This window comes from Bradyrhizobium yuanmingense, from assembly GCF_900094575.1.
Lineage (GTDB): Bacteria > Pseudomonadota > Alphaproteobacteria > Rhizobiales > Xanthobacteraceae > Bradyrhizobium > Bradyrhizobium yuanmingense.
In genome coordinates, this window is sequence record NZ_FMAE01000007.1 from 441,706 (window position 1) to 464,889 (window position 23,184).

Here is a 23,184-nt window from a genome sequence, read left to right on the forward strand (position 1 = left end):
CCATTGTCAATTGATTATTTGACATTGGCAAGTATCTCGGCGCTTCAGCCGACCATGACAATCCGGCTGCGCAGCATGGTCCGGGACGACCGGCCGAGCCGGCGGAGCAGCCGTGCCTCGGAATGCCGGGCGTGTGGCGGGTAGCCGCCGATCCGGTCGTAATGATCGCGCGCGATCAGCAGCCCTTGATCGCCGAGAGGACCGACGAGCCTGCGCGCCACTGCCCAGAGGACGTCGCGCACTGCGGTATTTGCGTAGGGCGAACGGGCATAGCGGAACACCGCGGCACGATCCCGGCCGCTGGTGGCGACGGCCTGGATGAACTGGGTGGTTTCCTCGATCCAGCCGGTTTCCAGCACCGCGCCCGCAGGCAGGAACATCAGCCAGGGCGATCGGGCCTGGCGCGCCCCGGCAGCGAGCGCAGCGCCTTGCGAAGGCCCTTCGAAGCCGATGAAACGGCAGCCCGCGACGTCGGCAACGCGCTCGATGACGCCGTTGCGCGTGCCGTCGACGAGAAGCACTTCCCGGATCACGCCGGCTGCGGCGCCGGGCACCAGCGCGGCCAGGGTTGCGACCGCCGTCTGCTCGACACCTTCGGTCGGAATGATGACGCTCAGCATGATTGAGGCTTCAGTTTCCGCACTTCGGGAGAAGCGTAGCGTTGCATGATGTTGTCATAAACCCGTCGCGCTGCCGAGTGCAACTTTCGGAAGGGGCTTCGGCGTGCGATGGTAAACTGCCGCGAGTTCATCACGACCAGATGTGCCAGGCGCGGCTGGTAATATTGCCGAATGTTTCGGCACAAGCCGATCCTGACGGTATTAACCCCGAATGCTTCGTGGCGACGTTTCGCTGCCCGGGAGAGACTTTGCATGAACGCCGATCACCTCGCCGTTGGCACCGCGCCAACATCGCCGAAGCAGGAGGCCGCGCCGACCTTGCGGATCCGGGCGCTGATGCTGGGCGACCGCATCAACGCGTCTGGCCTCGAGATCGGCACGCTGGTGTCCTCGACGCCGGCCGCCTTCCGCGTTCATGCCGGCCTTGCCGTGATCTTTCGCTACGGCGTCGTCGTGCTGATCGGGCTGTTGCCGTCGGAGGAGAAGGTCCTCGTCGACAACCTGAGATCGCGCGTTACCGGAGAGTTCAGCCCCTACGAGGAGGAGATCGCGCAGGCGCAGCTCTGCAACGAGGAAGCCGGCGAGACGATCCAGCCGGGCGGGCCGATCTGCCTCGCCAAGTTCTCCGACGACCGGCTGCTGCTGGTTGCGGACGCACTCGCCAAGAGCACGTCGCTGGCGCGCGACGAGCGGCGCGTCGCCGCGGTCTTCGACGTCATCGAGCCGTTTGCACGGGAGCTCGCCGAGCGCGGTCGCACGCCGCAACGGCGCAAGGGTATCCTGCAATTGATCGGCAACGCGCTGCTGGTGCAGCAGCGGGTCGCCGGCCGCGTCGCCGTCGCCGAGAAGCCCGACGTGCTCTGGGAGAAGCCCGAGCTCGACCGGCTCTATTCGCGCCTGGAGGACGAATACGAACTGAAGGAGCGCCTCGACACGCTCGAGCGCAAGCTTGCCGCGGTGTCGGAGACCGCCAACGCGCTGACCGATATCATCGATACCCAGCGCTCGCTCCGCCTGGAGATCGCCGTCGTGGTGCTGATCCTGATCGAGGTCGCGATGGGGACTTTTCAGCTCCTGACCGGCCGCGGTCACTAAGCAGGATGAGATCAGGTTTGATTGCTATAACGTAAGTGCACTCCCTCTCCCGCTTGCGGAGAGGGTGTTTTCGCAACGGGATAACGCCCTAGATCAGAGCCGCGCAATGGCGCGCGATCATCATCTCTTCGTTGGTGGGAATGACGAAGACCTCGACCATGCTGCCGCTGCCGTTGATGCGCTCGCGCGCGGCATCGTTGCTTGCGGCGTCGATGCGCACGCCCATCCAGGCGAGACGCTCGCCGATCGCGCCGCGGATGTCCTTGGCATGTTCGCCGATGCCGCCGGTGAAGATCAGGCAGTCCAGGCCGCCGAGCGTGGCCGCCATCATCGCGACCTGCTGCGCCGCACGGAAGGTGAAGAGATCCACGGCTTCACGCGCCGCAGCCTCGCGGCTCGCCAGCAGCGTGCGCATGTCCGCAGACAAGCCGGAGACGCCGAAGAGGCCTGACTCGTGATAGAGCAGGTGCTGGACATCCTCGATCGACATGTTCTCGTGCTGTTGCAGATAGAGCAGCACGCCCGGATCGATCGCACCGCAACGCGTGCCCATCACGAGGCCGTCGAGCGGCGTCAGCCCCATCGTGGTGTCGATGCTGCGGCCATCGCGCAGGGCGCAGAGGCTGGCGCCATTGCCGAGATGCGCGATGACAGTGCGCTTGGCCACGAGCTCCGGCGCGATCTCGGCCAGGCGTCCCGCGACATATTCGAACGAGAGGCCGTGAAAGCCGTAGCGCCTGACGCCACGCGCCTCGAATCGCCGGGGAATGGCGAAGCGGCTCGCCGGCGGCGCGAGGCCGTGGTGGAAGGCGGTGTCGAAACACGCGATCTGCGTCAGCTCGGGCCGGATCGCCGCGAGCGTGCGCACCGGCGCGAGGCAGCGCGGCTGGTGCAGCGGCGCCAGCGGCGTCAAGGCCTCCAGTTTCGCAATGATGTCCTCTGTCAGGACCTCCGGGCCTGAATAATCCGGCCCGCCGTGGACGATGCGATGGCCGATGGCCCGCAGGCTGCGTCCACCGAACCGGTCCTCGATGAAGGTGAGCACGTCCGCGAACAGATGGCCGCGGGCTCCGTCAGGCGCCTGATTGCTTGTCTCGAACAGGTCTTCGCCCGTGGGGCCCTTCACCACCAGCCGGGGTTTGGCCTCGTGCTCGTCGAGCAGGCCCTTGCAGAGCAGGGCAGGCTCGGCCGCCGCGACATCGAACAGGCCGAACTTGATGCTCGACGATCCCGCGTTGAGGACGAGGACCGTGTCCGACATCGCTAATCGCCGGCCTCGGCCGGCGTGTTGCCGCCGGCGCTGTTTTGCCAGACCCAGTCACGAATCTCAGGCATGTCTTCACCGTGCTCGCGGACATAACGGGAGTGTTCGATCAGTCTGTCGCGGAATTGCTGCTTCACCTGAGCGGCCTTGGTCGCCAGTCCCGGCACGCGTTCGATCGCCTCGATCGCGAGGTGGTAGCGGTCGAGTTCGTTGAGCACGACCATGTCGAAGGGCGTCGTCGTGGTGCCCTCCTCGGCAAAGCCGCGCACATGCATGCCGGCATGGTTGGTGCGATTATAGGTCAGCCGGTGAATGAGATAGGGATAGCCGTGATAGGCAAAGATCACAGGCTTGTCGCGCGTGAACAGGCTGTCGAAGTCGCGGTCGGACAGGCCGTGCGGATGCTGCTCCCTCGGCTGCAGCGTCATGAGGTCGACGACGTTGACGACGCGGATCTTCAAGTCCGGCAGCGCCTTGCGTAGGAGGTCGACGGCAGCGAGCGTCTCCAGCGTCGGCACGTCGCCGGCGCAGGCCATGACGACGTCGGGCTCGCCCTTTCCGTCCTCCGTGCCCGCCCAGGTCCAGATGCCGATGCCGGCATCGCAATGCGTCGCCGCGTCCTGCATCGACAGCCATTGCGGCGCCGGCTGCTTGCCGGCGACGATTACGTTGATGCGGTTATAGGTCCGCAGGCAGTGGTCGGCGATCCACAGCAGCGTATTGGCGTCCGGCGGGAAGTAGATGCGGACGATGTCGGCCTTCTTGTTGGCGACGAGATCGACGAAACCGGGGTCCTGATGGCTGAAGCCGTTATGGTCCTGGCGCCAGACATGCGAGGTCAGCAGATAATTGAGCGAGGCGATCGGACGCCGCCACGGCAGCTCCCGCGTCACCTTCAGCCATTTGGCGTGTTGGTTGAACATGGAATCCACGATGTGGATGAAGGCCTCGTAGCAGGAGAAGAAGCCGTGCCGTCCCGTGAGCAGATAGCCCTCCAGCCAGCCCTGGCAGAGATGCTCGCTCAGCACCTCCATGACGCGGCCGTCCTGGGCGAGGTGCACGTCGTAAGGCTCGGTGGGCTCCATCCAGACGCGTTCGGTGGCTTCGAACACGGCGTCGAGCCGGTTCGATGCCGTCTCGTCCGGGCCCATGATGCGGAAGTTGCGCTCCTTCGCGTTGAGGCGGATGACATCGCGCAGGAATTTGCCGAGCTCGCGCGTCGCTTCCGCAACGACTTCGCCGGGCTGCGTCACCTCGATCGCGAAGCTGCGGAAGTCGGGCAGCTTCAGCTCCTTCTTCAGCACGCCGCCATTGGCATGCGGATTGGCGCCCATGCGCCTGACGCCTTCGGGCGCAAGCGCCTGAAGCTCGGCAACGAGCGCGCCGTTGCCATCGAACAGCTTTTCCGGCTCGTAACTGCGCATCCAGTCTTCGAGCACCTTGAGATGCTCCGGGTTCTCGCGGCAGCCTGCGACTGGCACCTGATGCGCGCGCCAGAAGCCCTCCACCTTCTTGCCGTCGACCTCCTTCGGGCCGGTCCAGCCCTTCGGGCTGCGCAGCACGATCATCGGCCAGCGCGGCCGCTCGACGGTTGTGCGGCCGTCGCGGGCATGCTGCTGGATCGAGCGGATGCTGGCGAATGCGACGTCCAGCGCATCGGCCATGGCCTGGTGCATCAATTTGGGATCGTCGCCGCTGACGAACAGCGGCTCATGGCCGAACCCGCGGAAAAGGTCGCGGATCTCCGCGTCCTGCATCCGCCCGAGCACGGTGGGGTTGGCGATCTTGTAGCCGTTGAGATGCAGGATCGGCAGCACTGCGCCGTCATGGGCGGGGTTCAGGAACTTGTTGGAGTGCCAGGACGCAGCGAGCGGGCCGGTCTCGGCCTCGCCGTCGCCGACCACGCAGGCGACGATCAAATCCGGATTGTCGAATGCGGCGCCATAGGCGTGCACCAGCGCATAGCCAAGCTCGCCGCCTTCGTGAATCGAGCCGGGCGTTTCCGGTGCCGCATGGCTCGGAATGCCGCCGGGGAAGGAGAACTGCCGAAACAGCTTGCGCAATCCATCCGCATCGCGCGCGATCTCGGGATAGATCTCGCTGTAGCTGCCTTCGAGATAAGTGTTGGCGACCATGCCCGGACCGCCATGGCCGGGACCGCAGACATAGATCACGCTGACATCGAGCGCCCGGATGACGCGGTTGAGATGGGCGTAGATGAAGTTCAGGCCCGGCGTCGTGCCCCAATGACCCAGCAGACGCGGCTTGATGTGCTCGGGCCGCAGCGGCTCGCGCAGCAGCGGATTGTCGAGCAGGTAGATTTGCCCGACCGAGAGGTAGTTGGCGGCGCGCCAATAGCGATCGAGCAGATCGAGGTCGCTGCTCGCTTCGTCCGTTTTTTGTTGGATTGTCATGTTCCTGCCGACCTTCACTTCGCGATCGTCACCAACCCGGTTCCGGGGCGATCGATCCGTCGGGCATGAAACGGGATGGTCGTGACGGCCGTGTTGCGTGAGGTCAAAGGCAGGCGCGCGAAGTTTAGGCAGCTCTACTGTGCATGGGGTTGTTTTCACGTTTTTGGTTTGTGTTCTTGATTTGTTCCTATGTCGTGCTATCTTGGCTGCATGAGTCCAGCATCCTCTCATGCTCTCAAGCACCCGCCGGTCACGGCGCCCTCCGAGCCGGCGGGTGCGCCTTCAGATTTCCCCGAGCTTGGCGTCGCCATCGACCGCGCGCGACGGCGAGGGCGGGGCGCGCAGTCCAACGCCAGCGGCCGTTACGAGGCCGAGGCGCGCGTCGCTTTCGACGACGGCTGGCAGAGCCTCGACGAGCTGCCGCCGTTCAAGACGAGTGTCGCCATCGACACCTCACGCAAGGTGATCACCCGCAACGATTCCCCCGACATCGGTTTCGACCGCTCGATCAATCCCTATCGCGGCTGCGAGCACGGCTGCGTCTATTGCTTCGCGCGGCCGACCCACGCCTATCTCGGCCTGTCGCCGGGGCTCGACTTCGAGTCAAAACTGTTCGTGAAGCCCGAGGCGCCTTCGCTGCTCGAGAAGGAGCTTGCGGCTCCCGGCTACGAGCCGCGGATGATCGCGATCGGCACCAACACCGATCCCTACCAGCCGATCGAGCGCGAGCGCAAAATCATGCGCGGCATTTTGGAAGTGCTGGAGCGCGCAGGGCATCCCGTCGGCATCGTCACCAAGTCGGCGCTGGTGCTGCGCGACATCGACATTCTCCAGCGGATGGCCAAGCGCAACCTCACCAAGGTCGCGATCTCGGTCACCTCGCTCGATCCGAAGCTGGCGCGCACCATGGAGCCGCGGGCCGCGACGCCGCCGAAACGGCTGGAGGCGCTGAAGCAGCTCTCGGACGCCGGCATTCCCACCACGGTAATGGTCGCGCCCGTGATCCCCGCACTGAACGATTCCGAGATCGAGCGCATCCTCGATGCCGCCGCCCATGCCGGGGTCAAGGAAGCCGCCTATGTGCTGCTGCGGCTGCCGCTGGAGGTGCGCGATCTCTTCCGCGAATGGCTGATGGCGAACTATCCGGACCGCTATCGCCACGTCTTCACCCTGATCCGAGACATGCGCGGCGGGCGCGACTACGACGCCAAATGGGGCGAGCGGATGAAGGGCACCGGACCGATGGCCTGGACCATCGGCCGCCGCTTCGAGATCGCCTGCGAGCGACTCGGCCTCAACAAGCGGCGCTCCAAGCTGACCATTGATCACTTTGCGCGGCCGAAGCGGAACGGTGATCAGCTCAGCCTGTTTTGAGCGGACACGTGCAAGAGGTGTCGCATGCTCAAGGAACTCACCGTGCCGGTGCCGCGGCTGACCGTCATCACGCTCGGTGTGAACGACATCCGCGCCAGCATCGCCTTCTACGACGCGCTCGGTTTCTCGCGCCGGCTGAAGGAGACCGGCGAGGCGGTTGCGTTCTACGACACCGGCGGTCCGGTGCTAGCGCTTTATCACTGGGATCGGCTCGCGGCGGACGCGTCCTTGGAGGACCAGCCGAGGCCCACGACCTTTCGCGGCATGACGCTTGCCTGGAATTGCGTGACCCGCGAGGAGGTCGACGAGGTGCTGGCATTCGCCGTCGAGAAGGGGGCCACCTTGCTGAAGGCGGCGCACGCGACCGATTACGGCGGCTATTGCGGGTATTTTGCCGATCCCGATGCACATGTCTGGGAAGTCGTGGTCGCACCCGGCATCGAGGTGGGCGAGGACCGGCGGGTGCATCTGGCGGAGTAGGGCGGGCGGCCTGAATAACGGGAATATCCTGGGTTCCCGGTTGCGCTGGCGAAGCCCCCTGGCGCACGATCCCGGCCATGATTCGGGACCCCTCCGCCAAGACCCCAGCCAAAGCCGCGCCGAAGAAAAAGGCCGCGCCGAAGGCTGTGCCCGCCAAGGCGGCAAAGATATCTGCGGCCGATGCTGCGAAGGTTCCTGCCGGTAGGAAAGGCATCATTGCCGTTGCTCCTCCGAGCTTCCGCCGCGAGCGCGCGCTGATCAAGCGCGGCGTCTGGCCGGTCGCGGGCTGTGACGAGGCCGGCCGCGGCCCGCTCGCAGGTCCCGTGGTGGCCGCCGCTGTGATTCTCGATCCCGACCGCATTCCGCGCGGCATCGACGATTCCAAGCGCCTGACCGCTGAGGAGCGCGAAAAGCTGTTCGACAAGATCTGCGCCACCGCGCAGGTCTCGGTCGCCGTCGCCTCGCCGGCGCGAATCGACCGCGACAACATCCTGCGCGCCTCGCTGTGGGCGCTGAAGCGCGCCGTGGTGGCCCTGCCCGAGGCGCCCAGGCACGTCTTCGTCGACGGCCGCGACCGGCTCGACACCGCATGCGACTGCGAGGCCGTGATCGGCGGCGACGGTATCGTGCTGTCGATCGCCGCGGCCTCCATCGTCGCCAAGGTCACCCGGGACCGGCTGATGTGCGCGCTGGCGCAGGACTGCCCGGGCTACGGCTTCGAGCAGCACAAGGGCTACGCCGTGCCAGAGCATCTCGACGCGCTTGATCGCCTCGGCCCTTCCATCCACCACCGCAGCTTCTTCGCTCCCGTCGCCGCCGCCCGCGCCAAGCACATGCCCTGGACCGTCGAGCCGGTGCACGACCTGTTCTCGGTGACCGAGGTCGAGGTGCAGGTGGAGGCGAGCGTCGAGATCGACGCTTCCGTAAATCTCTAGCGATCCTCCTACAGCTTTCCCATCCGTCATGGCCGGGCTTGACCCGGCCACCCACGTCTTACCAGCGGCACGAAGAACGTGGATGCCCGGGACAAGCCCGGGCATGACGAACTGCGGCGGTTGCCACAACCCGTGACGCCCTTTATCAAAACAGACGTGAGCGAATAGGGCCGGCTGGACGGGTTGGCTGCACCTTCGGACGTTGCATGCGGTTTACCTCCCTGGTCATCGAGCTCATTCGCGCCCGGCCGCGGCTGATCGTTTGGATTGCGGTGCTGCTGCAGGCCGCGATGTGGCTGTTCGTGGCGCTGGTGTTCTACCGCAGCCCGCCCGGCACTCTCGCGACCCTTCTGGCCTTCGGCAGGGAATACCAGGTCGGCACCGATCTCGGCCCGCCGCTTGCCATCTGGCTCGCCGACATCGCCTATCGCGCCGCCGGCGGCCACATGCTCGGCGTCTATGTGCTCGCCCAGCTCTGCGAGATCGCGACCTTCATCGCGCTCTATCATCTCTCCCGTGCCGTGGTCGGCTCGCAGCAGGCGGTGCTTGCCGTGCTCCTCACCATGACGGTGCTGGCCTTCTCCTCCTCGGCGCTGGACTTCGGCCCGCTGATCCTGGCGCGGCCGCTCTGGGCGCTCTTGCTGCTGCACTCCTGGCAGATCATCGGCCAGCGCCGCGGCAATGCCTGGTTCGCCTGGTCGATCGAAGCCGGCCTCCTGCTGCTGACGACGCCCGCCGCGATCTTCCTGCTGCTGCTGATCGTCGTCTTCGCGGTTACGACCGCCGGCGGCCGCCGGACGCTGCGCGGGCTCGATCCGCTGTTCGCGCTGATCGTCGTCGCCGTGCTGGCGCTGCCCTATGCGGTCTTTCTGATGCGGGCCGAGACGCTGGCGCTGCCGGACTTGCCGCCAGTCGCCGAGCTCAACGCCCGCGCGCTGCATGCGGCCTGGCTGCTCGGTGGCCTCGTGCTGGGGGCGGCGGCGATCCCGGCGCTGACCTTTCTCAACACCGGAATGTTCGCCGGCAAGGGCGAGGAGCCACCGATCATCTACCGCCCGCCGGTCGAGCCGCTCGCGCGCAACTTCGTCTATTTCTTCGCGTTCGCTCTGCCGCTCGGCGCAGTGCTGATCTCCGGCCTGCTGGGGCTCGATTCCGTCGTCGGCGGCCCCGGCGTCGTGTTGATCATGTCGGGGCTTACCGTGGTCGTCGCGGCCGGCGATCTCATCGCGATGCGCCGCGCGCGCATGCTCCGCATGGTCTGGGCCGCCGCCGTTGCCGCGCCCGCCGCCGGCGTGGTGCTTGCCGTCCTGTTCCTGCCCTGGACGGGCACTAGCGAAATTGCGACCTCGATGCCGGCGCGCGCGATCTCGGACTTCTTCGACGAGAGCTTCGCCCGCCGCACCAACCATCGCCTGCGCGCCGTCGCCGGCGAGACCCAGCTCGCGAGCCTGATCGCGCTGCATTCCGGCCGGCCGCATTTGTTCATCGACGCCGCCCCCGCGCGGACGCCGTGGATGAGCCAGACCAAGTTCAGCGAGACCGGCGGCGTCGTGGTCTGGCGCGCCTCCGATACCGCGGGCACGCCGCCGCCGGAGATCCTCAAGCGCTTTCCCGGCATCGTGCCGGAAGTCCCGCGCGCCTTCGAATGGCTGGTGACCGGCCGCCAGCAGCTGTTGCGCATCGGCTGGGCCATCGTGCGGCCGAAGGGGACGTAGGTCGGTGTCATTCCGGGGCGCGGCGAAGCCGCGAGCCCGGAATCCATTCATCCACCAACTCTGCCGCTCGATGGATTCCGGGCTCTCGCTTCGCGAGCCCCGGAATGACGGCGTGGGCGTCGTTACACGGCGCCCTGCGCCAGCGCCTTCGCAATCGCCCGCAGATCCTGCCAGGCCAGCCGCTTGTAGGCCGGCGAGCGCAAGAGGTAGGCCGGGTGAAACGTCGGCAGCGCGCGGATCACGCGCTGGCCGGTGTCGTAGTCGAACCAGCGCCCGCGCGTGCGCATGATGCCTTCGCGCGTCGACAGCAGCGTCTGCGTCGAGGGATTGCCGAGCGTCACCAGCACGTCGGGGTTCACCAGCTCGATCTGGCGCTGGATGAAAGGCAGGCAGATTTGCGTCTCCTGCGGCGTCGGCGTGCGGTTGCCGGGCGGCCGCCAGGGAATGACGTTGGCGATGTAGGCGGTGGTGCGGTTGAGGCCGATGGCTCCGATCATCAGATCGAGCAGCTTGCCGCTGCGCCCGACGAAAGGCAGTCCCTCGATGTCCTCGTCGCGGCCCGGCGCCTCGCCGACGAACATGATGCGCGCCTGCGGGTTGCCATCGGCAAACACCAGCCGCGTCGCGGTGTGCTTCAACGCGCAGCCCTCGAAATTCTGCATCAGCTCGCGCAGCGCCTCCAGGGTCGGCGCGGTGCGTGCAGCCTCGCGTGCCGAGGCGATGGCGACGTCCGGTGCAGGCACGGCTTCGCCGCGCATGACCGCGGGCGCGGCGACCGGCCGCGGCGCTTCGGCTGGCGGGGCCGCGCGCGGGCTGGGTGGCGGCGCATCGATTTCCGCCAGGCGGTCTATCGGTTCCTCCGCGAGCGCGCAGTCGACACCGGCCTCCAGATAGAAGGCGAGCAGCTCTCGGACGGTGGGTGCGGGTTCGGGGATCATGGGAAAGAATGACTTTTATAGCATAGCGTTTTCAAGCGAGGTGGACACCGGTTCGCGTGAAGAAAACGCGTTAAGAAATGATCGGGACCTCCCGGTTCTGGCGTACCAGAACCGGGGGTGGTCCCGTTTGGGCGGCCTTGCATCCCGCGGAACGCGATTCCGAGGTTGTCCTACCCGGAAAAATCGGAAACAAGAGGGCGCAAACGACCAAGGACCGTCTCAAGGGCTGAGATCAGATGAGCACCGAAGAACTTCCCCCGCGCGAATCCATGGAATTCGACGTCGTCATCGTCGGCGCCGGCCCGTCGGGTCTGTCGGCCGCGATCCGGCTCAAGCAGCTCAACGCCGAGCTCAACGTCGTCGTGGTGGAGAAGGGCTCCGAGGTTGGTGCGCACATCCTCTCGGGCGCCGTGATCGATCCCGCGGGCCTCGACAAGCTGATCCCGGACTGGCGCGAGGATGCCGACTGCCCGCTGAAGACGCAGGTCAAGGACGACCGCTTCTACTGGATGACCGGCGGCGGCGCGATCAAGCTGCCGAATTTCATGATGCCGCCGCTGATGAACAATCATCACTGCTACATCGGCTCGCTCGGCAATGTCTGCCGCTGGCTGGCGCGCAAGGCCGAGGCGCTCGGCGTCGAGATCTATCCGGGCTTTGCGGCGGCCGAGGTGCTCTATGACGAGGAGGGCAAGGTCAAGGGCATCGCCACCGGCGACATGGGCATCGGCCGCGACGGCAAGCCGAAGGATTCCTTCACCCGCGGCATGGAATTGCTCGGCAAGTACACGCTGTTCGCCGAAGGCGCCCGCGGCAGCCTGACCAAGCAGCTCATCAACAAGTTCGCGCTCGACGCCAAGAGCGAGCCGCCGAAGTTCGGCATCGGCCTCAAGGAGGTCTGGCAGATCGATCCCGCCAAGCACCAGAAGGGCTTGATCCAGCATTCATTCGGCTGGCCGCTTGACCTCAAGACCGGTGGCGGCTCGTTCCTTTATCACTACGACGACAATCTCGTCGCCGTCGGCTTCGTCGTGCATCTGAACTACGACGATCCCTATCTGTCCCCATTCGACGAATTCCAGCGCTTCAAGACCCATCCCTCGATCCGCGGCACCTTCGACGGCGCCAAGCGGCTCGCCTACGGCGCGCGCGCGATCACCGAGGGCGGCTATCAGTCGGTGCCGAAGCTGAGCTTCCCCGGCGGCGCGCTGATCGGCTGCGCGGCCGGCTTCGTCAACGTGCCGCGCATCAAGGGCGTGCACAATGCGATGGGCACCGGCATGCTGGCTGCCGAACATGTTGCGGCCGCGCTCGCCGCCGACCGCGCCAATGACGAGCTCGTCGAATACGAGAACGCCTGGCGTTCCTCATCGGTCGGCAAGGACCTGTTCCTGGTCCGCAACGTCAAGCCATTGTGGTCGAAGTTCGGCACCGTGCTCGGCGTCGCGCTGGGCGGCTTCGACATGTGGTGCAATACGCTGTTCGGCGCCTCACTGTTTGGCACGCAGTCGCACGTCAAGCCCGACCGCGCCACGCTCGATTCGGCCAAGAGCCACGCGCCCAGGAACTACCCGAAGCCCGACGGCAAGATCACGTTCGACAAGCTGTCCTCGGTGTTTTTGTCCAACACCAATCACGAGGAGGACCAGCCGATCCATCTGAAGGTCACGGACATGAACCTCCAGAAGACGTCCGAGCACGACGTCTATGCCGGCCCCTCGAACCGCTATTGCCCGGCTGGCGTCTATGAATGGATCGAGGAGGGCTCCGGTCCGCGCTTCCAGATCAACGCCCAGAACTGCGTCCACTGCAAGACCTGCGACGTGAAGGATCCCAACGGCAACATCACCTGGGTTCCCCCGGAGGGCGGCGGCGGCCCGAACTACGAGGCGATGTGAGGACATCGCACGGGTGACCAGGCGCACGTTCCCGTGAGGACGAGGCTGCGGCGACCCGCCGCGGCCACGATAAGGCCATAGTGGCGGCGTCTTGGGGCGCTGGCGCGGTTTCAATGGGCCGGCTTGGGCGTGCGGAGGGGATCTTCCCGGGTCCGAATCCTTGCGGCGAAGCGCCAAAAGCGGCATTGTCGGCCTGACGGTTCCGGGCCCGGATGTCACCGGCCGCGTTCGCTTGCGATACGGTCTTCTGCTGCAAACCCAGGCACCACCCAACTCAAGGCGAGCCCTGATGTTTTCAAATCGTTTCAACCGCTGGACTGCTGCCGCCATCGCCCTCATGGGCACCGCGATCGCGACGGTCCCCGGCGCGGTCCTGGCGCAGACGCCGGATCATCCGGAAAACACGGCGGCGCAATTTCCGACGCGAAACGATCTGAAGTCGCTCACCGGCGCCGGCAGCTATCTCGCCGCCCGCCATGCTAGCGTTGAGCGCGACGCGACCTCGGCCGCCGCATTCTACCGTTCGGCGCTCCGCACCGATCCCAAGAACAACGAGCTGCTCGACCGTGCCTTCATCTCGTCGGTCGCCGACGGCGACATCGAGGAGGCGGTCAAGCTCGCCGAGCGCATCCTCACCATCGACAAGACCAACCGCGTCGCCCGTCTCGTCGTCGGCGTGCACGATCTCAAGCTGAAGAAGTACGTCGCGGCGCAGACCAACATCAACCAGTCGATCCGTGGTCCGATCACCGATCTCGTCGCCACGCTGCTGTCGGGCTGGGCCGCCTATGGTGCGGGCGATGCCAAGGGTGGTGTCGCCACCATCGACAAGCTGACAGGTCCGGAATGGTATCCGCTGTTCAAGGATCTCCACACCGGCATGATCCTGGAGCTCTCCGGCAAGGAGAAGGACGCCGGCACGCGCTTCGAGCGCGCCTACAAGCTCGACGATTCCATGCTGCGCGTGACCGAGGCCTATGCGCGCTGGCTGTCGCGCAACAAGGATTCCGCCGCGGCTACCAACATCTATCAGGCCTTCGACAAGAAGCTCGCGCGCCATCCGCTGATCCAGGAAGGCCTGCGCGAGACCAAGGCCGGCAAGAAGATGCCGCCGCTGGTCGATTCCGCGCAGGCCGGCGCCGCCGAAGCGCTCTACGGCATCGGCGCGACGCTGACCCGCCGCGGTGGCGAGGATCTGGCGCTGGTCTATCTCCAGCTCTCGCTCTACCTGCAGCCGACGCATCCGCTGGCACTGCTGTCGCTCGCCGATCTCTACGAATCAGTCAAGCGGCCGAAGATGGCGATCAAGGTCTACGAGCGCGTGCCCGCCAACTCGCCGCTCAAGCGCAACGCGCAAATTCAGCTCGCCATCGATCTCGATTCCGCCGACCGCACCGACGAGGCGATCAAGATCCTCAAGGGCGTCACCTCGGAGGATCCCAAGGACCTCGAAGCCATCATGGCGCTCGGCAACATCGAGCGCGGCCGCAAGCGGTTCGGCGATTGCGGCGCGACCTATTCACGAGGCATCGAGGTGCTGCCGCCCGGCAACGACAAGGCCAACAGCGTCTGGTACTATTATCGCGGCATCTGCCAGGAGCGCTCCAAGCAATGGGCCAAGGCCGAGGCCGACATGAAGAAGGCGCTGGAGCTGCAGCCCGATCAGCCGCACGTCCTCAACTATCTCGGCTATTCCTGGATCGACCAGGGCGTGAATCTCGACGAAGGCATGAAGATGATCAAGCGGGCCGTCGAGCAGCGTCCCGACGACGGCTACATCGTCGATTCCCTCGGCTGGGCCTATTACCGCATCGGCAATTTCGAGGAGGCAGTGAAGAACCTCGAGCGCGCGATCGATCTCAAGCCCGAGGATCCGACCATCAACGACCACCTCGGCGACGCCTATTGGCGCGTCGGCCGCACGCTGGAGGCAAAATTCCAGTGGTCGCATGCGCGCGATCTCAAGCCCGAGCCGGAAGAGCTGCCGAAGATCGAGGCCAAGATCGCCAACGGCCTTCCCGACGACAATTCGAACTCTTCTGCGGCGCAGGCCGAAAAGAAGAAGGACGACGGCAAGGGCGGCTAAGCTAGGCGCATGATCCGGAAAAGTGTGGAGCGGTTTTCCGATCAGATCATGCGCAAACAAGTGAGTCTTGGGGGCTGATCGCCAATGTCGGCGTTGATTGAAGAGGGACGGGCGAAGGTCAATTTGAGCCTTCGCGTCGTCGGCCGTCGTGCCGATGGTTATCATGATCTCGAAAGCGTGGTCGCGTTTGCCGACTGCGCCGACCGGCTCACCTTGGAGCCGGGCGGGGAGCTGAAGCTCACCACGACTGGGCCGCTGGCTGCCGCCTGCGGCGACACAGCCGACAATCTCGTGCTCAAGGCCGCCAAGCTCCTTGCCGAGGCGATCCCTGGCCTGCAGCTTGGCGCCTTCGCGCTCGACAAGGTGCTCCCCGTTGCAGCCGGGATCGGCGGCGGCTCGGCGGATGCCGCGGCCGCGCTGCGGGTCCTGGCGCGTCTCAACGATTTGTCGCTCGATGATCCCCGCATTCAGAAGGTCGCGCTCGCGACCGGCGCCGACGTGCCGGTGTGCCTCCTCTCGCGCGCCTGCGACATGACCGGCGTCGGCGAGCAGCTGCTGCCGCTCGCGCTGCCGAGCATGCCTTGCGTCATGGTCAATCCGCGCGTGCCTGTTGCCACCAAGGACGTGTTCCAGGCGCTGGGCTTGCGCAACGGCGAGCTCCTGGTCGGCGTCACCGACGTCATCCGCGCTCCGGCCTGGCCGGAGGAGGGTGCCTCGATTTCCGATTGGGTCGAGGTTCTCGAGACCGTCGCCAACGATCTCGAAGCGCCCGCGCTGCGGATCGAGCCTGTGATCGGCGAGGTGCTGGACGCCTTGCGCGATTCCGCCGGCGTCAAGCTCGCCCGCATGTCCGGCTCGGGCGCGACGTGCTTTGCGATCTACGGCGCATCTGAGGAGGCACATGCCGCGGCCGAAACGATCCGGCGCGATCACCCCGGCTGGTGGGTGCATGCGGGCACGTTGAGCTAGCCTTCGTCCTCGTTGAGCTCGAGAAACCGCCGGATCTCACCCAACACCTCCTGCGGCTTGTCGTGCTGCAGCCAGTGTCCCGCCCCGGCAATAGTCTTAACGCGCGCGTTCTGGAAGTATCGCTCCAGGCCGGCGGAGCGAGCGCCCGCTAGAAAGCTTTCGCCGGCATTGAGCAGCAGCGTCGGGCACGTGATCCGCGACCACAGCTCGATGTGATCGTCGGGCCAGAGCCGATGTGGCGCGGAGGCGCGCTGATAGGGATCGAATTTCCAGCTGTAGCTGCCGTCCTCGTTCTGCCGCGTGCCATGCCTGGCGAGATGCAGCGCGAGGTCCCGTGACAGGCGCTTGTTGTGAAGCACCATCTGCGCGGCGGCGTCCTCGAGGCTCGGATAGCGGCGCGGGGTGCGGTCGTGGAGCTTGTCGAGCTGGCCGACCCATCTGCCGATGCGCTCATGCGCCGGCGGCTTCGGTGTGTCCGGCAACATGGTCACGCCGTCGAGGACGACGAGCCTCGTGACCTGTTCGGGGAATGCGCCCGAAAAGATCAGGCTCACCATGCCCCCCATCGAATGGCCGATCAGGGTGACCTGAGGCGTGGCTAAGGTGCGAACCAGCTGCGCGAGATCGTACACGTATTCTGTCAGCGCGTAGCTGCCGCCTCTCGTCCAGTCAGAATCGCCGTGACCACGCAGGTCGGGCGCGACGACGTGAAAATGCGGTTGCAGCGAGCGCGCGATGTGATCCCAGCTGCGGCAATGATCGCGGCCGCCGTGCACCAGGATGGCGGTGGGTGCGCCCTCGTTGCCCCAGTCGGCGTAGTGCAGCCGCAGGCCGTGCGATTCATAGAAGCGGCTTTGCGGGGCGCTAGCCATTGGCCGGCCGCCGCGCCAGGGCGAGCGAGAGGCCGAGGCCCGCGATGAAGACGCCGGAGCCCTGCGTGAGGCGACGCATCAGAAGCGGCCGTCCGGTCAGCTGCGCGCGCGTCGCGGAAGCCATCAGCACCACCACGACATCGGCGAGCGTGTTCAAGGCCACGGAGATCGCACCGAGCAGGATGAATTGCAGCGTCGGGTTCGAGTCCGACGGATCGAGAAACTGTGGAATGAAGGCGAGGAAGAATGCCGCGGTCTTCGGATTGAGCGCTTCGACCAGCACGCCGTCGTGAAACGCGCGCTTGTCGCCGATCGGCTCGCTCCCGAGCGACAGGTTGTTGCCGGCGCTGCGAAACGTCTTGATGCCGAGCCAGACCAGATAGAGCGCGCCGACGAACTTCACGGCGGCAAACAGCTCCGCGCTGGCCAGGATGATGGCGGAGATGCCGAGGCTGCCCGCGACCACATGAACCAATCCGCCCAGCGCCGTGCCCGCGGTCGAGGCGAAGCCGCTGCCACGCCCCTCCGACAAGGTTCGCGCCGCGACGTAAAAAATGCTAGGGCCGGGAACGGCGGCAATGAGGAGAGCTGCGGCCAGGAACAGCCAGAAATTCGTTTCGATCATGCCGTTTTCGTAGCGAAGCCGGCGGCGATTGCAAGACCTCTTGCTTAGCCCAGCCGGCGCAAGATCACGCTGGCATTGACCCCGCCGAAGCCGAACCCGTTGGAGATGGCATGCTGCATCGGCATTGGCCGCGCGCTGCCTGCGACGATATCGATGCCTTCGGCGCCCGCATCGGGGTTTTCGAGATTGAGCGTGGGCGGCGCGATCTGGTCGCGCAACGCGAGCACGGTGAAAACCGCTTCCAGCCCGCCGGCGGCGCCGAGCAGGTGACCCGTGGCCGATTTGGTCGCGCTCACGGCAATGCCGCGGTTGCGGCCGAACAGCGCGCCGATGGCGCCTAGCTCGCTTTCGTCGCCGGCCGGTGTCGAGGTCGCGTGCGCGTTCAGGTGCTGCACATCCGCGGGCGCAAGCTTGGCCTGCCGAAGCGCGATCTCCATGGCGCGGCGGGCACCATCGCCATCCGGCGGCCCCGAGGTCATGTGATAGGCGTCCGCGGTCGTGCCGTAGCCGACGATCTCGGCGATCGGCGTCGCGCCGCGCGCCTGCGCATGCTCCAGCGCCTCGATCACCAGGATGCCGGCGCCTTCGCCCATCACGAAACCGTCGCGGTTGCGATCGAACGGACGCGAGGCGCGCGCGGGCTCGTCGTTGAAGCCGCTCGACAGCGCGCGAGCGGCCGCAAAGCCGCCGAGGCTGACGATATCGATGCAGGCCTCCGCGCCGCCGCAGATCGCAACGTCAGCTTCGCCTGATCGGATCATGCGCGCGGCATCGCCGATCGCCTGCACGCCGGCGGCGCAGGCCGTGACGGGCGCGCCCAGCGCGCCCTTGTAGCCGTACTTGATCGAGACGTGGCCGGCGGCAAGATTGGCGAGGAACGAGGGGATCGTGAACGGCGACAGCCGGCGCGCGCCGCGTTGCGCGGTGATGCGCACCGCCTCCGCCATGGCGGGAAAGCCGCCGACGCCAGAGGCGATGATCGTCGCGGTGCGCTCGAGCGCGCCAGCATCCTGCGGTGTCCATTTGGCTTGCGCGACGGCTTCTGCCGTCGCGAGCAGCGCGAACAGGATGAAGCGGTCCATCTTGCGCTGATCCTTGGGCGCGGCAGCCTGCGCCGGATCGAAACCGCCTTCGGCATCATCGGCCTTGTCGGGCACGAGGCCTGCAATGCGCGCGGGCAGCGCCTCTGCCCATTCCGGCAACAGGCGCAGCCCGCTTTGCCCGGCGAGCAGCCGCCGCCACGTCAATTCGACGCCGCAGCCAAGCGGCGACACCGCGCCCATTCCCGTCACGACGATACGACGCATGTCAGTCTCCAGCCGGCGCGACGGCCGGGTTCATGGCCTTGAGCGCAGCAAGCCGTGCGCGCATGCCGCGGCTGGCGCGGGGACCTGCGACGACGACCGCATTGGCGAGCGTGATCGGGCGCTTGTCGGCGGCATCGACCACAATCGGCTCGAGCGGGCGGACGTCGCTCCGGTTCGCCAGCAGGATGGATTCGCCTTTCGGCGCCAGATGCTTGTTGCCCCAGGCGAGCAGCGTAGCGATCACGGGGAAGAAATCCCGCGCCTTGTCCGTCAGCACATATTCGTAGCGCGGCGGGCGCTTCTGATAGCGGCGACGCACGAACATGCCGCTTTCGGTGAGATGCGAGAGCCGCCGCGACAGGATGTTCGGCGCAATGCCGAGGCTTTGCGAGAACTCGTCGAACCTCGTCGCACCCTGAAACGCATCGCGCAGAATTAGGATGCTCCACCATTCGCCGACCGTCTCTACCGCGCGGCCGACCGGGCATTCCAGGATCGAAGGGGATTTGGGTTGCATGCGGGCAAGGTAGGTCAGTCACTTGCAAAATGCAAGTGACTGCGCGGGGAGGCATGTGGAGCGAGTGAGGCTGGGTTCTGCTGATGAGATGAAGCGCGCTCTCGTGCCCCGGACGCAGCGCAGCGCCTCCTAGCGGTGCGCTGCAGAGCCAGGGCCATATTGCTCACGATTGCGGATGTCGCATGGGTCCGGCTCTGCGCAGCAGCGTTTCACGCTGCAGCGTGTCCGGGACACGAGAGCGAGCGGTGCCGTCGCGGCGTACTCCGTCATTGCGAGCGCAGCGAGGCAATCCAGACTGTTTCCGCGGCGGGATTCTGGATTGCTTCGCTACGCTCGCAATGACGGGTGCGGGGAGCGCGCAAAGCGTGAGCGTCAGTCGCCTAATGCGACCTTGCCAAGCAGAACGCCACGACCTGCTCCAGCGCGTTCTTCATCGGCGAGGGCGGGAACAGCGCCAGCGCATCCACGGCCATGGCGCCGTAGTGCTGGGCGCGGATCAGCGTGTCCTCGAGCGCGCGGTGCTTGTTCATCAGGCCGATGGCGTGATCGAGATCGGAATCGCCGATCTCGCCGCGCTCGAGCGCCCGGATCCAGAAGGCGCGCTCGGTGTCGTTGCCGCGGCGGAAGGCGAGCACGACGGGCAGCGTGATCTTGCCTTCGCGGAAATCGTCGCCGGTGTTCTTGCCGAGCTTGGCGCTCTTGCCGCCATAGTCGAGCACGTCGTCGACGAGCTGGAAGGCGATGCCGAGATTCATGCCGACCGAGCGGCAGGCAGTCTGCTCCGCCTTCGGGCGGTTCGCGATCACGGGGCCGACCTCGCAGGCGGCGGCGAACAATTCGGCGGTCTTGCCGCGGATCACGGCGAGATATTCGTCCTCGGTGGTCGCGGTGTTCTTGGCGGCGGCGAGCTGCATCACCTCGCCCTCGGCGATGGTGGCGGCCGCCGCGGAGAGGATGTCGAGCGCGCGCAGCGAGCCGACCTCGACCATCATGCGGAAGGCCTGGCCGAGCAGGAAGTCGCCGACCAGCACGCTTGCCTCGTTGCCCCAGAGCATGCGCGCCGACAGCTTGCCGCGGCGCATCTCGCTCTCGTCGACCACGTCGTCGTGGAGCAGGGTGGCGGTGTGCATGAACTCGACGCTGGCAGCCAACTTGATGTGGCCGTCACCGGTGTAGCCGGCGAGATTGGCCATGGCGAGCGTCAGCATCGGGCGCAGGCGCTTGCCGCCCGAGGAGATCAAGTGGTTGGCCACTTCAGGGATCATGGTCACGTCGGAGCCGGTCCGCGACAGGATCGTGGCATTGACGCGCTCCATGTCGGGAGCGACAAGGGCAACCAGCTCTTCGATCGACGCGCCGGGGGTTTCGAAAGGTACGATGACGGCCACGCCGGTCTCCAATATTTGCCCCGGAAGGGCTATTCTGATGGAAATACAATAGAAACTGGCGGCGGATGCGGCAAGGGCCGCGGAACCATTGACATTTGCCGCGTTAGCCACTTTCAGGCAGGAGACCTCCGTTTTGCGTGAACTGGTTCGGACCAACGATATGGTGCTGGTGTCGGCGATTGGCGCGCTGCTCGACGGCGCCAACATCCATCATCTGGTGCTGGACCAGAACATGAGCATCATCGAGGGGTCTCTCGGCATTCTGCCGCGGCGGATCCTTGTTCATGAGGACGACGCCGAGGAAGCCAGGGCGCTCCTCACCGAGGCCGGCCTCAGCCACGAACTGCGCGGCGATGATTGAGGCCGCGGATATTACCGAGGACGCGTTTCTCGGCGGGCAGTTGCGCTTGATGCAGAAGCGGTCAGGCCACCGCGCCGGGCACGACGCCATCCTGCTGGCAGCAGCGACCGACGCTAAGGCGGGTGACCGCGTGGTCGAGCTTGGCGCCGGCGTCGGCACGGCGGGCCTTGCGCTGGCGCGGCGCGTCGCGGGGATCAGGCTCAGCCTGGTCGAGATCGATCCGGAACTGGCGCAGCTCGCGCGGGCCAACGCCGCCGCGAACGCGATTCCTGCCGAGGTCATCGTGCTCGACGTCACCGCCGACGCGCAGGCGTTTGCAGCGAACGGACTTCTGCCCGACGGTTCCGACGCCGTGTTGATGAACCCGCCCTTCAACGATCCCGCACGCCATCGCGGCTCGCCGGATCAGGCGCGCCACACCGCGCATGTGGCGAGGGAGGAGACACTGCATGCGTGGGTGCATGCAGCCCGGCGCATTCTCCGATCGAGCGGCGTGCTGACCCTGATCTGGCGCGCGGACGGAATTGGCGACGTCGTGGCAGCGCTGTCACGCGGCTTCGGCAGCCTCGCGATCCTGCCGGTTCATGGCGAAGCGGGAAAGCCTGCCATCCGGGTGCTGGTGCGCGCAGTCAAAGGCGGCCGGGCACCGACGCAATTGCTGCCGGGCCTCATGCTCAACGAGGAGTCAAACGTGCCGAAGAAAGAGGTGAAGGATATTCTGGAGGGGAGGGCGGCGTTGCCGCTGGCGAGGCCGTGACGGCTTATTGCGGAAGCGATTCCGTCTGTTGCTCTTGCGGCGACGTAAAGTGAAGCGCCGTGAAAAGCGCACCGATCAACAGCAACAGCAGATAGATCTTCATGGCGTTTCCTTCCGCTGCCTATTGCAGCTTCCCAACGCGGATTCTGCAAAACACGTTCCTGGCACTTTCAATGACACTCGCGTGATAAGAAATGGTTAATCAGAGGTAAGGCCATGGCCGAACAATTGAACGATCGTGAGAGTTCCGGCCTGGCCGACAAGCTCATGCAATATCTGCCGGCGCGCTTTCGTCCCGGCACGGCGGTCGTGCCGGTGGTGCGGCTGTCCGGTGTGATCGGTGCGGTGACGCCGCTGCGTCCGGGCCTGACGCTTGCCGGCGTCGCGCGGGTGCTCGAGCGCGCGTTTTCCTATCGGCACGCCAAGGCCGTGGCGCTGGTGATCAACTCGCCCGGCGGTTCGCCGGTGCAGTCGCGCCAGATCTACTTGCGCATCAAGCAGCTCGCCGCGGAGAAGAAGCTGCCGGTGCTCGTGTTCGTCGAGGACGTTGCGGCCTCCGGTGGTTACATGATCGCCTGCGCGGGCAACGAGATCATCTGCGATCCCTCCTCGATCCTCGGCTCGATCGGCGTGGTCGGCGGCAGTTTCGGTTTTCAGGAGGCGATCAGGCGGCTCGGCATCGAGCGGCGCCTCTACACCTCGGGCGAGCACAAGGCGATGCTCGACCCGTTTCTTCCGGAAAACCCTGACGACGTCATGAGGCTGAAGGCGATCCAGCGCGAGATCCACCAGATCTTCATCGCGCTGGTCAAGGAAAGCCGCGGCGCCCGGCTGAAGGGAGCGGACGACACGCTGTTCACGGGCGAATACTGGGCGGGGGACAGCGCGATCGCGCTGGGGCTCGCCGACAGCATCGGCGATCTCCGCTCAACTCTTCGTGCCCGCTATGGTGAGAAGGTTCTCACCCCCGTGATCGCGCAGCCGACCGGGCTGCTCTCCGGCCTTCTGGGCCGGAAATCGCCCGGCGCGGGGCAGCTTTCGGCCCTGGAATCAATGGCCGGGCTGCCGGACGAGCTGATCTCGGCGGTCGAGACGCGGGCGATTTGGGCGAAATTCGGGTTCTAGGTCTCGCGCTCCCGCGCCATTTCGCCCGGGCGGCGCCGATTGCGGCGCAGGTCCATCTGCGCAACAATGCGTGTGGGGGCTGAGCATGAGACGAGGATCGACCGATGCCGCCGTTCGTCGCTTTCGCGGGCGTCCTGGGCGGGCTTGCCGTGGTCCGCTGGGCCTACAAGACCGCCATCCGGATCAACCAGGAGCTGGAGGAGATGCGCCTGTCGCGCGTCACCGAGGCCGCCCGCATGGGGGATATCCAGACGCTGAAGCGTGACCCCGTGACCGGAGCTTACCGGCCGGGTTAGGGCACACCTCCACGCGTTCGTCATTCCGGGGCTCGCGAAGCGAGAACCCGGAATCCATCGAACCACGGAGTGAGCGGCGCAATGGATTCCGGGCTCGCCCTGCGGGCGCCCCGGAATGACGCCCGAATCCGCCCCCTTCGCCTTGATT

Annotated in this window: 21 protein-coding genes; 12 read left to right on the forward strand and 9 right to left on the reverse strand. The window is 66.1% G+C overall.

Annotated elements, in window-relative coordinates; all coding sequences use genetic code 11:
• Positions 1–44 precede the first annotated feature (44 nt).
• Positions 45–620: a glycosyltransferase family protein gene (locus tag GA0061099_RS26620; protein WP_057026293.1), complete on the reverse strand. Its 576-nt coding sequence runs from the start codon at positions 618–620 to the stop codon at positions 45–47.
• A gap of 252 nt (positions 621–872) precedes the next feature.
• Between GA0061099_RS26620 and GA0061099_RS26625 the strand changes: the two genes are divergently transcribed.
• Positions 873–1,715, forward strand: coding sequence for an RMD1 family protein (locus tag GA0061099_RS26625; RefSeq protein ID WP_036024879.1), 843 nt, complete (start codon positions 873–875; stop codon positions 1,713–1,715).
• An 88-nt stretch (positions 1,716–1,803) separates the two neighbouring features.
• On the opposite strand, the gene GA0061099_RS26630 is transcribed toward GA0061099_RS26625, so the two are convergent.
• Both GA0061099_RS26630 and GA0061099_RS26635 read right to left on the reverse strand, forming a co-directional pair.
• Positions 1,804–2,976 (reverse strand): acetate/propionate family kinase, encoded by a 1,173-nt coding sequence (locus tag GA0061099_RS26630; protein WP_036024881.1) that lies wholly within the window; start codon positions 2,974–2,976, stop codon positions 1,804–1,806.
• Between the two features lie 2 nt (positions 2,977–2,978).
• On the reverse strand, positions 2,979–5,393 hold the full coding sequence (locus tag GA0061099_RS26635) for a phosphoketolase family protein (protein ID WP_074448146.1): 2,415 nt from the start codon (positions 5,391–5,393) through the stop codon (positions 2,979–2,981).
• 210 nt (positions 5,394–5,603) lie between these two features.
• On the opposite strand from GA0061099_RS26635, the gene GA0061099_RS26640 reads away from it, so the two are divergent.
• The 4 genes from GA0061099_RS26640 (at position 5,604) to GA0061099_RS26655 (ending at position 9,897) form a co-directional block, all read left to right on the forward strand.
• Positions 5,604–6,767 (forward strand): PA0069 family radical SAM protein, encoded by a 1,164-nt coding sequence (locus GA0061099_RS26640; RefSeq protein WP_074448128.1) that lies wholly within the window; start codon positions 5,604–5,606, stop codon positions 6,765–6,767.
• 24 nt (positions 6,768–6,791) lie between these two features.
• Positions 6,792–7,247 carry a VOC family protein gene (locus GA0061099_RS26645; RefSeq protein ID WP_036024884.1) on the forward strand — a complete coding sequence of 152 codons (456 nt, stop codon included), beginning with the start codon at positions 6,792–6,794 and terminating at the stop codon, positions 7,245–7,247.
• 77 nt (positions 7,248–7,324) lie between these two features.
• On the forward strand, positions 7,325–8,182 hold the full coding sequence (locus GA0061099_RS26650) for a ribonuclease HII (protein ID WP_036024886.1): 858 nt from the start codon (positions 7,325–7,327) through the stop codon (positions 8,180–8,182).
• Positions 8,183–8,388: 206 nt separating this feature from the next.
• Entirely contained in the window at positions 8,389–9,897 is a 1,509-nt protein-coding gene (locus GA0061099_RS26655; RefSeq protein ID WP_036024888.1) for a glycosyltransferase family 39 protein, read from the forward strand.
• A 122-nt stretch (positions 9,898–10,019) separates the two neighbouring features.
• On the opposite strand, the gene GA0061099_RS26660 is transcribed toward GA0061099_RS26655, so the two are convergent.
• The gene (locus tag GA0061099_RS26660) at positions 10,020–10,835 is read right to left on the reverse strand and encodes a uracil-DNA glycosylase (RefSeq protein ID WP_036024890.1); all 816 of its coding nucleotides are present in this window, start codon (positions 10,833–10,835) and stop codon (positions 10,020–10,022) included.
• Positions 10,836–11,071: 236 nt separating this feature from the next.
• On the opposite strand from GA0061099_RS26660, the gene GA0061099_RS26665 reads away from it, so the two are divergent.
• The 3 genes from GA0061099_RS26665 to GA0061099_RS26675 all read left to right on the forward strand — a co-directional run bounded on the left by GA0061099_RS26665 (position 11,072) and on the right by GA0061099_RS26675 (position 15,788).
• Positions 11,072–12,733: an electron transfer flavoprotein-ubiquinone oxidoreductase gene (locus GA0061099_RS26665; protein ID WP_036024892.1), complete on the forward strand. Its 1,662-nt coding sequence runs from the start codon at positions 11,072–11,074 to the stop codon at positions 12,731–12,733.
• 289 nt (positions 12,734–13,022) lie between these two features.
• Entirely contained in the window at positions 13,023–14,819 is a 1,797-nt protein-coding gene (locus GA0061099_RS26670; RefSeq protein WP_036024894.1) for a tetratricopeptide repeat protein, read from the forward strand.
• A gap of 84 nt (positions 14,820–14,903) precedes the next feature.
• Positions 14,904–15,788, forward strand: coding sequence for a 4-(cytidine 5'-diphospho)-2-C-methyl-D-erythritol kinase (locus tag GA0061099_RS26675; RefSeq protein WP_036024896.1), 885 nt, complete (start codon positions 14,904–14,906; stop codon positions 15,786–15,788).
• On the opposite strand, the gene GA0061099_RS26680 is transcribed toward GA0061099_RS26675, so the two are convergent.
• From GA0061099_RS26680 to GA0061099_RS26700, 5 genes are all read right to left on the reverse strand, one after another.
• Entirely contained in the window at positions 15,785–16,660 is an 876-nt protein-coding gene (locus GA0061099_RS26680) for an alpha/beta fold hydrolase (RefSeq protein ID WP_036024898.1), read from the reverse strand. The two genes, GA0061099_RS26675 and GA0061099_RS26680, sit on opposite strands and share 4 nt — an antisense overlap.
• The gene (locus GA0061099_RS26685) at positions 16,653–17,285 is read right to left on the reverse strand and encodes a LysE family translocator (RefSeq protein WP_036024900.1); all 633 of its coding nucleotides are present in this window, start codon (positions 17,283–17,285) and stop codon (positions 16,653–16,655) included. The genes GA0061099_RS26680 and GA0061099_RS26685 overlap by 8 nt, the downstream gene beginning before the upstream one ends.
• Positions 17,286–17,329: 44 nt before the next feature.
• Complete coding sequence (gene fabF, locus GA0061099_RS26690; protein ID WP_036024901.1) at positions 17,330–18,592, reverse strand: beta-ketoacyl-ACP synthase II; 1,263 nt, start codon at positions 18,590–18,592, stop codon at positions 17,330–17,332.
• Position 18,593: 1 nt separating this feature from the next.
• Positions 18,594–19,109, reverse strand: coding sequence for a winged helix-turn-helix transcriptional regulator (locus tag GA0061099_RS26695; protein WP_036024902.1), 516 nt, complete (start codon positions 19,107–19,109; stop codon positions 18,594–18,596).
• A gap of 380 nt (positions 19,110–19,489) precedes the next feature.
• Positions 19,490–20,497 (reverse strand): polyprenyl synthetase family protein, encoded by a 1,008-nt coding sequence (locus tag GA0061099_RS26700; RefSeq protein WP_036024923.1) that lies wholly within the window; start codon positions 20,495–20,497, stop codon positions 19,490–19,492.
• A 133-nt stretch (positions 20,498–20,630) separates the two neighbouring features.
• Here GA0061099_RS26700 and GA0061099_RS26705 point away from each other — a divergent pair, with 133 nt between their 5' ends.
• The 4 genes from GA0061099_RS26705 (at position 20,631) to GA0061099_RS26720 (ending at position 23,036) form a co-directional block, all read left to right on the forward strand.
• Positions 20,631–20,858: a putative signal transducing protein gene (locus GA0061099_RS26705; protein WP_008562067.1), complete on the forward strand. Its 228-nt coding sequence runs from the start codon at positions 20,631–20,633 to the stop codon at positions 20,856–20,858.
• On the forward strand, positions 20,851–21,615 hold the full coding sequence (locus GA0061099_RS26710; protein WP_036006371.1) for a tRNA1(Val) (adenine(37)-N6)-methyltransferase: 765 nt from the start codon (positions 20,851–20,853) through the stop codon (positions 21,613–21,615). The genes GA0061099_RS26705 and GA0061099_RS26710 overlap by 8 nt, the downstream gene beginning before the upstream one ends.
• Before the next feature lie 216 nt (positions 21,616–21,831).
• Entirely contained in the window at positions 21,832–22,740 is a 909-nt protein-coding gene (locus GA0061099_RS26715) for a S49 family peptidase (RefSeq protein ID WP_036006373.1), read from the forward strand.
• Between the two features lie 104 nt (positions 22,741–22,844).
• Entirely contained in the window at positions 22,845–23,036 is a 192-nt protein-coding gene (locus GA0061099_RS26720; protein ID WP_036006375.1) for a hypothetical protein, read from the forward strand.
• Positions 23,037–23,184 lie beyond the last annotated feature (148 nt).

Coding starts and splice junctions, on each gene's coding strand:
- GA0061099_RS26625 (WP_036024879.1), top strand. CDS start 873: ATGAACGCCGATCACCTCGCCGTTGGCACCGCGCCAACATCGCCGAAG.
- GA0061099_RS26650 (WP_036024886.1), top strand. CDS start 7,325: ATGATTCGGGACCCCTCCGCCAAGACCCCAGCCAAAGCCGCGCCGAAG.
- GA0061099_RS26720 (WP_036006375.1), top strand. CDS start 22,845: ATGCCGCCGTTCGTCGCTTTCGCGGGCGTCCTGGGCGGGCTTGCCGTG.
- GA0061099_RS26665 (WP_036024892.1), top strand. CDS start 11,072: ATGAGCACCGAAGAACTTCCCCCGCGCGAATCCATGGAATTCGACGTC.
- GA0061099_RS26635 (WP_074448146.1), bottom strand. CDS start 5,393: ATGACAATCCAACAAAAAACGGACGAAGCGAGCAGCGACCTCGATCTG.
- GA0061099_RS26695 (WP_036024902.1), bottom strand. CDS start 19,109: ATGCAACCCAAATCCCCTTCGATCCTGGAATGCCCGGTCGGCCGCGCG.
- GA0061099_RS26645 (WP_036024884.1), top strand. CDS start 6,792: ATGCTCAAGGAACTCACCGTGCCGGTGCCGCGGCTGACCGTCATCACG.
- GA0061099_RS26660 (WP_036024890.1), bottom strand. CDS start 10,835: ATGATCCCCGAACCCGCACCCACCGTCCGAGAGCTGCTCGCCTTCTAT.
- GA0061099_RS26620 (WP_057026293.1), bottom strand. CDS start 620: ATGCTGAGCGTCATCATTCCGACCGAAGGTGTCGAGCAGACGGCGGTC.
- GA0061099_RS26685 (WP_036024900.1), bottom strand. CDS start 17,285: ATGATCGAAACGAATTTCTGGCTGTTCCTGGCCGCAGCTCTCCTCATT.
- GA0061099_RS26680 (WP_036024898.1), bottom strand. CDS start 16,660: ATGGCTAGCGCCCCGCAAAGCCGCTTCTATGAATCGCACGGCCTGCGG.
- GA0061099_RS26710 (WP_036006371.1), top strand. CDS start 20,851: ATGATTGAGGCCGCGGATATTACCGAGGACGCGTTTCTCGGCGGGCAG.
- GA0061099_RS26670 (WP_036024894.1), top strand. CDS start 13,023: ATGTTTTCAAATCGTTTCAACCGCTGGACTGCTGCCGCCATCGCCCTC.
- GA0061099_RS26630 (WP_036024881.1), bottom strand. CDS start 2,976: ATGTCGGACACGGTCCTCGTCCTCAACGCGGGATCGTCGAGCATCAAG.
- GA0061099_RS26715 (WP_036006373.1), top strand. CDS start 21,832: ATGGCCGAACAATTGAACGATCGTGAGAGTTCCGGCCTGGCCGACAAG.
- GA0061099_RS26655 (WP_036024888.1), top strand. CDS start 8,389: ATGCGGTTTACCTCCCTGGTCATCGAGCTCATTCGCGCCCGGCCGCGG.
- fabF (WP_036024901.1), bottom strand. CDS start 18,592: ATGCGTCGTATCGTCGTGACGGGAATGGGCGCGGTGTCGCCGCTTGGC.
- GA0061099_RS26640 (WP_074448128.1), top strand. CDS start 5,604: ATGAGTCCAGCATCCTCTCATGCTCTCAAGCACCCGCCGGTCACGGCG.
- GA0061099_RS26675 (WP_036024896.1), top strand. CDS start 14,904: ATGTCGGCGTTGATTGAAGAGGGACGGGCGAAGGTCAATTTGAGCCTT.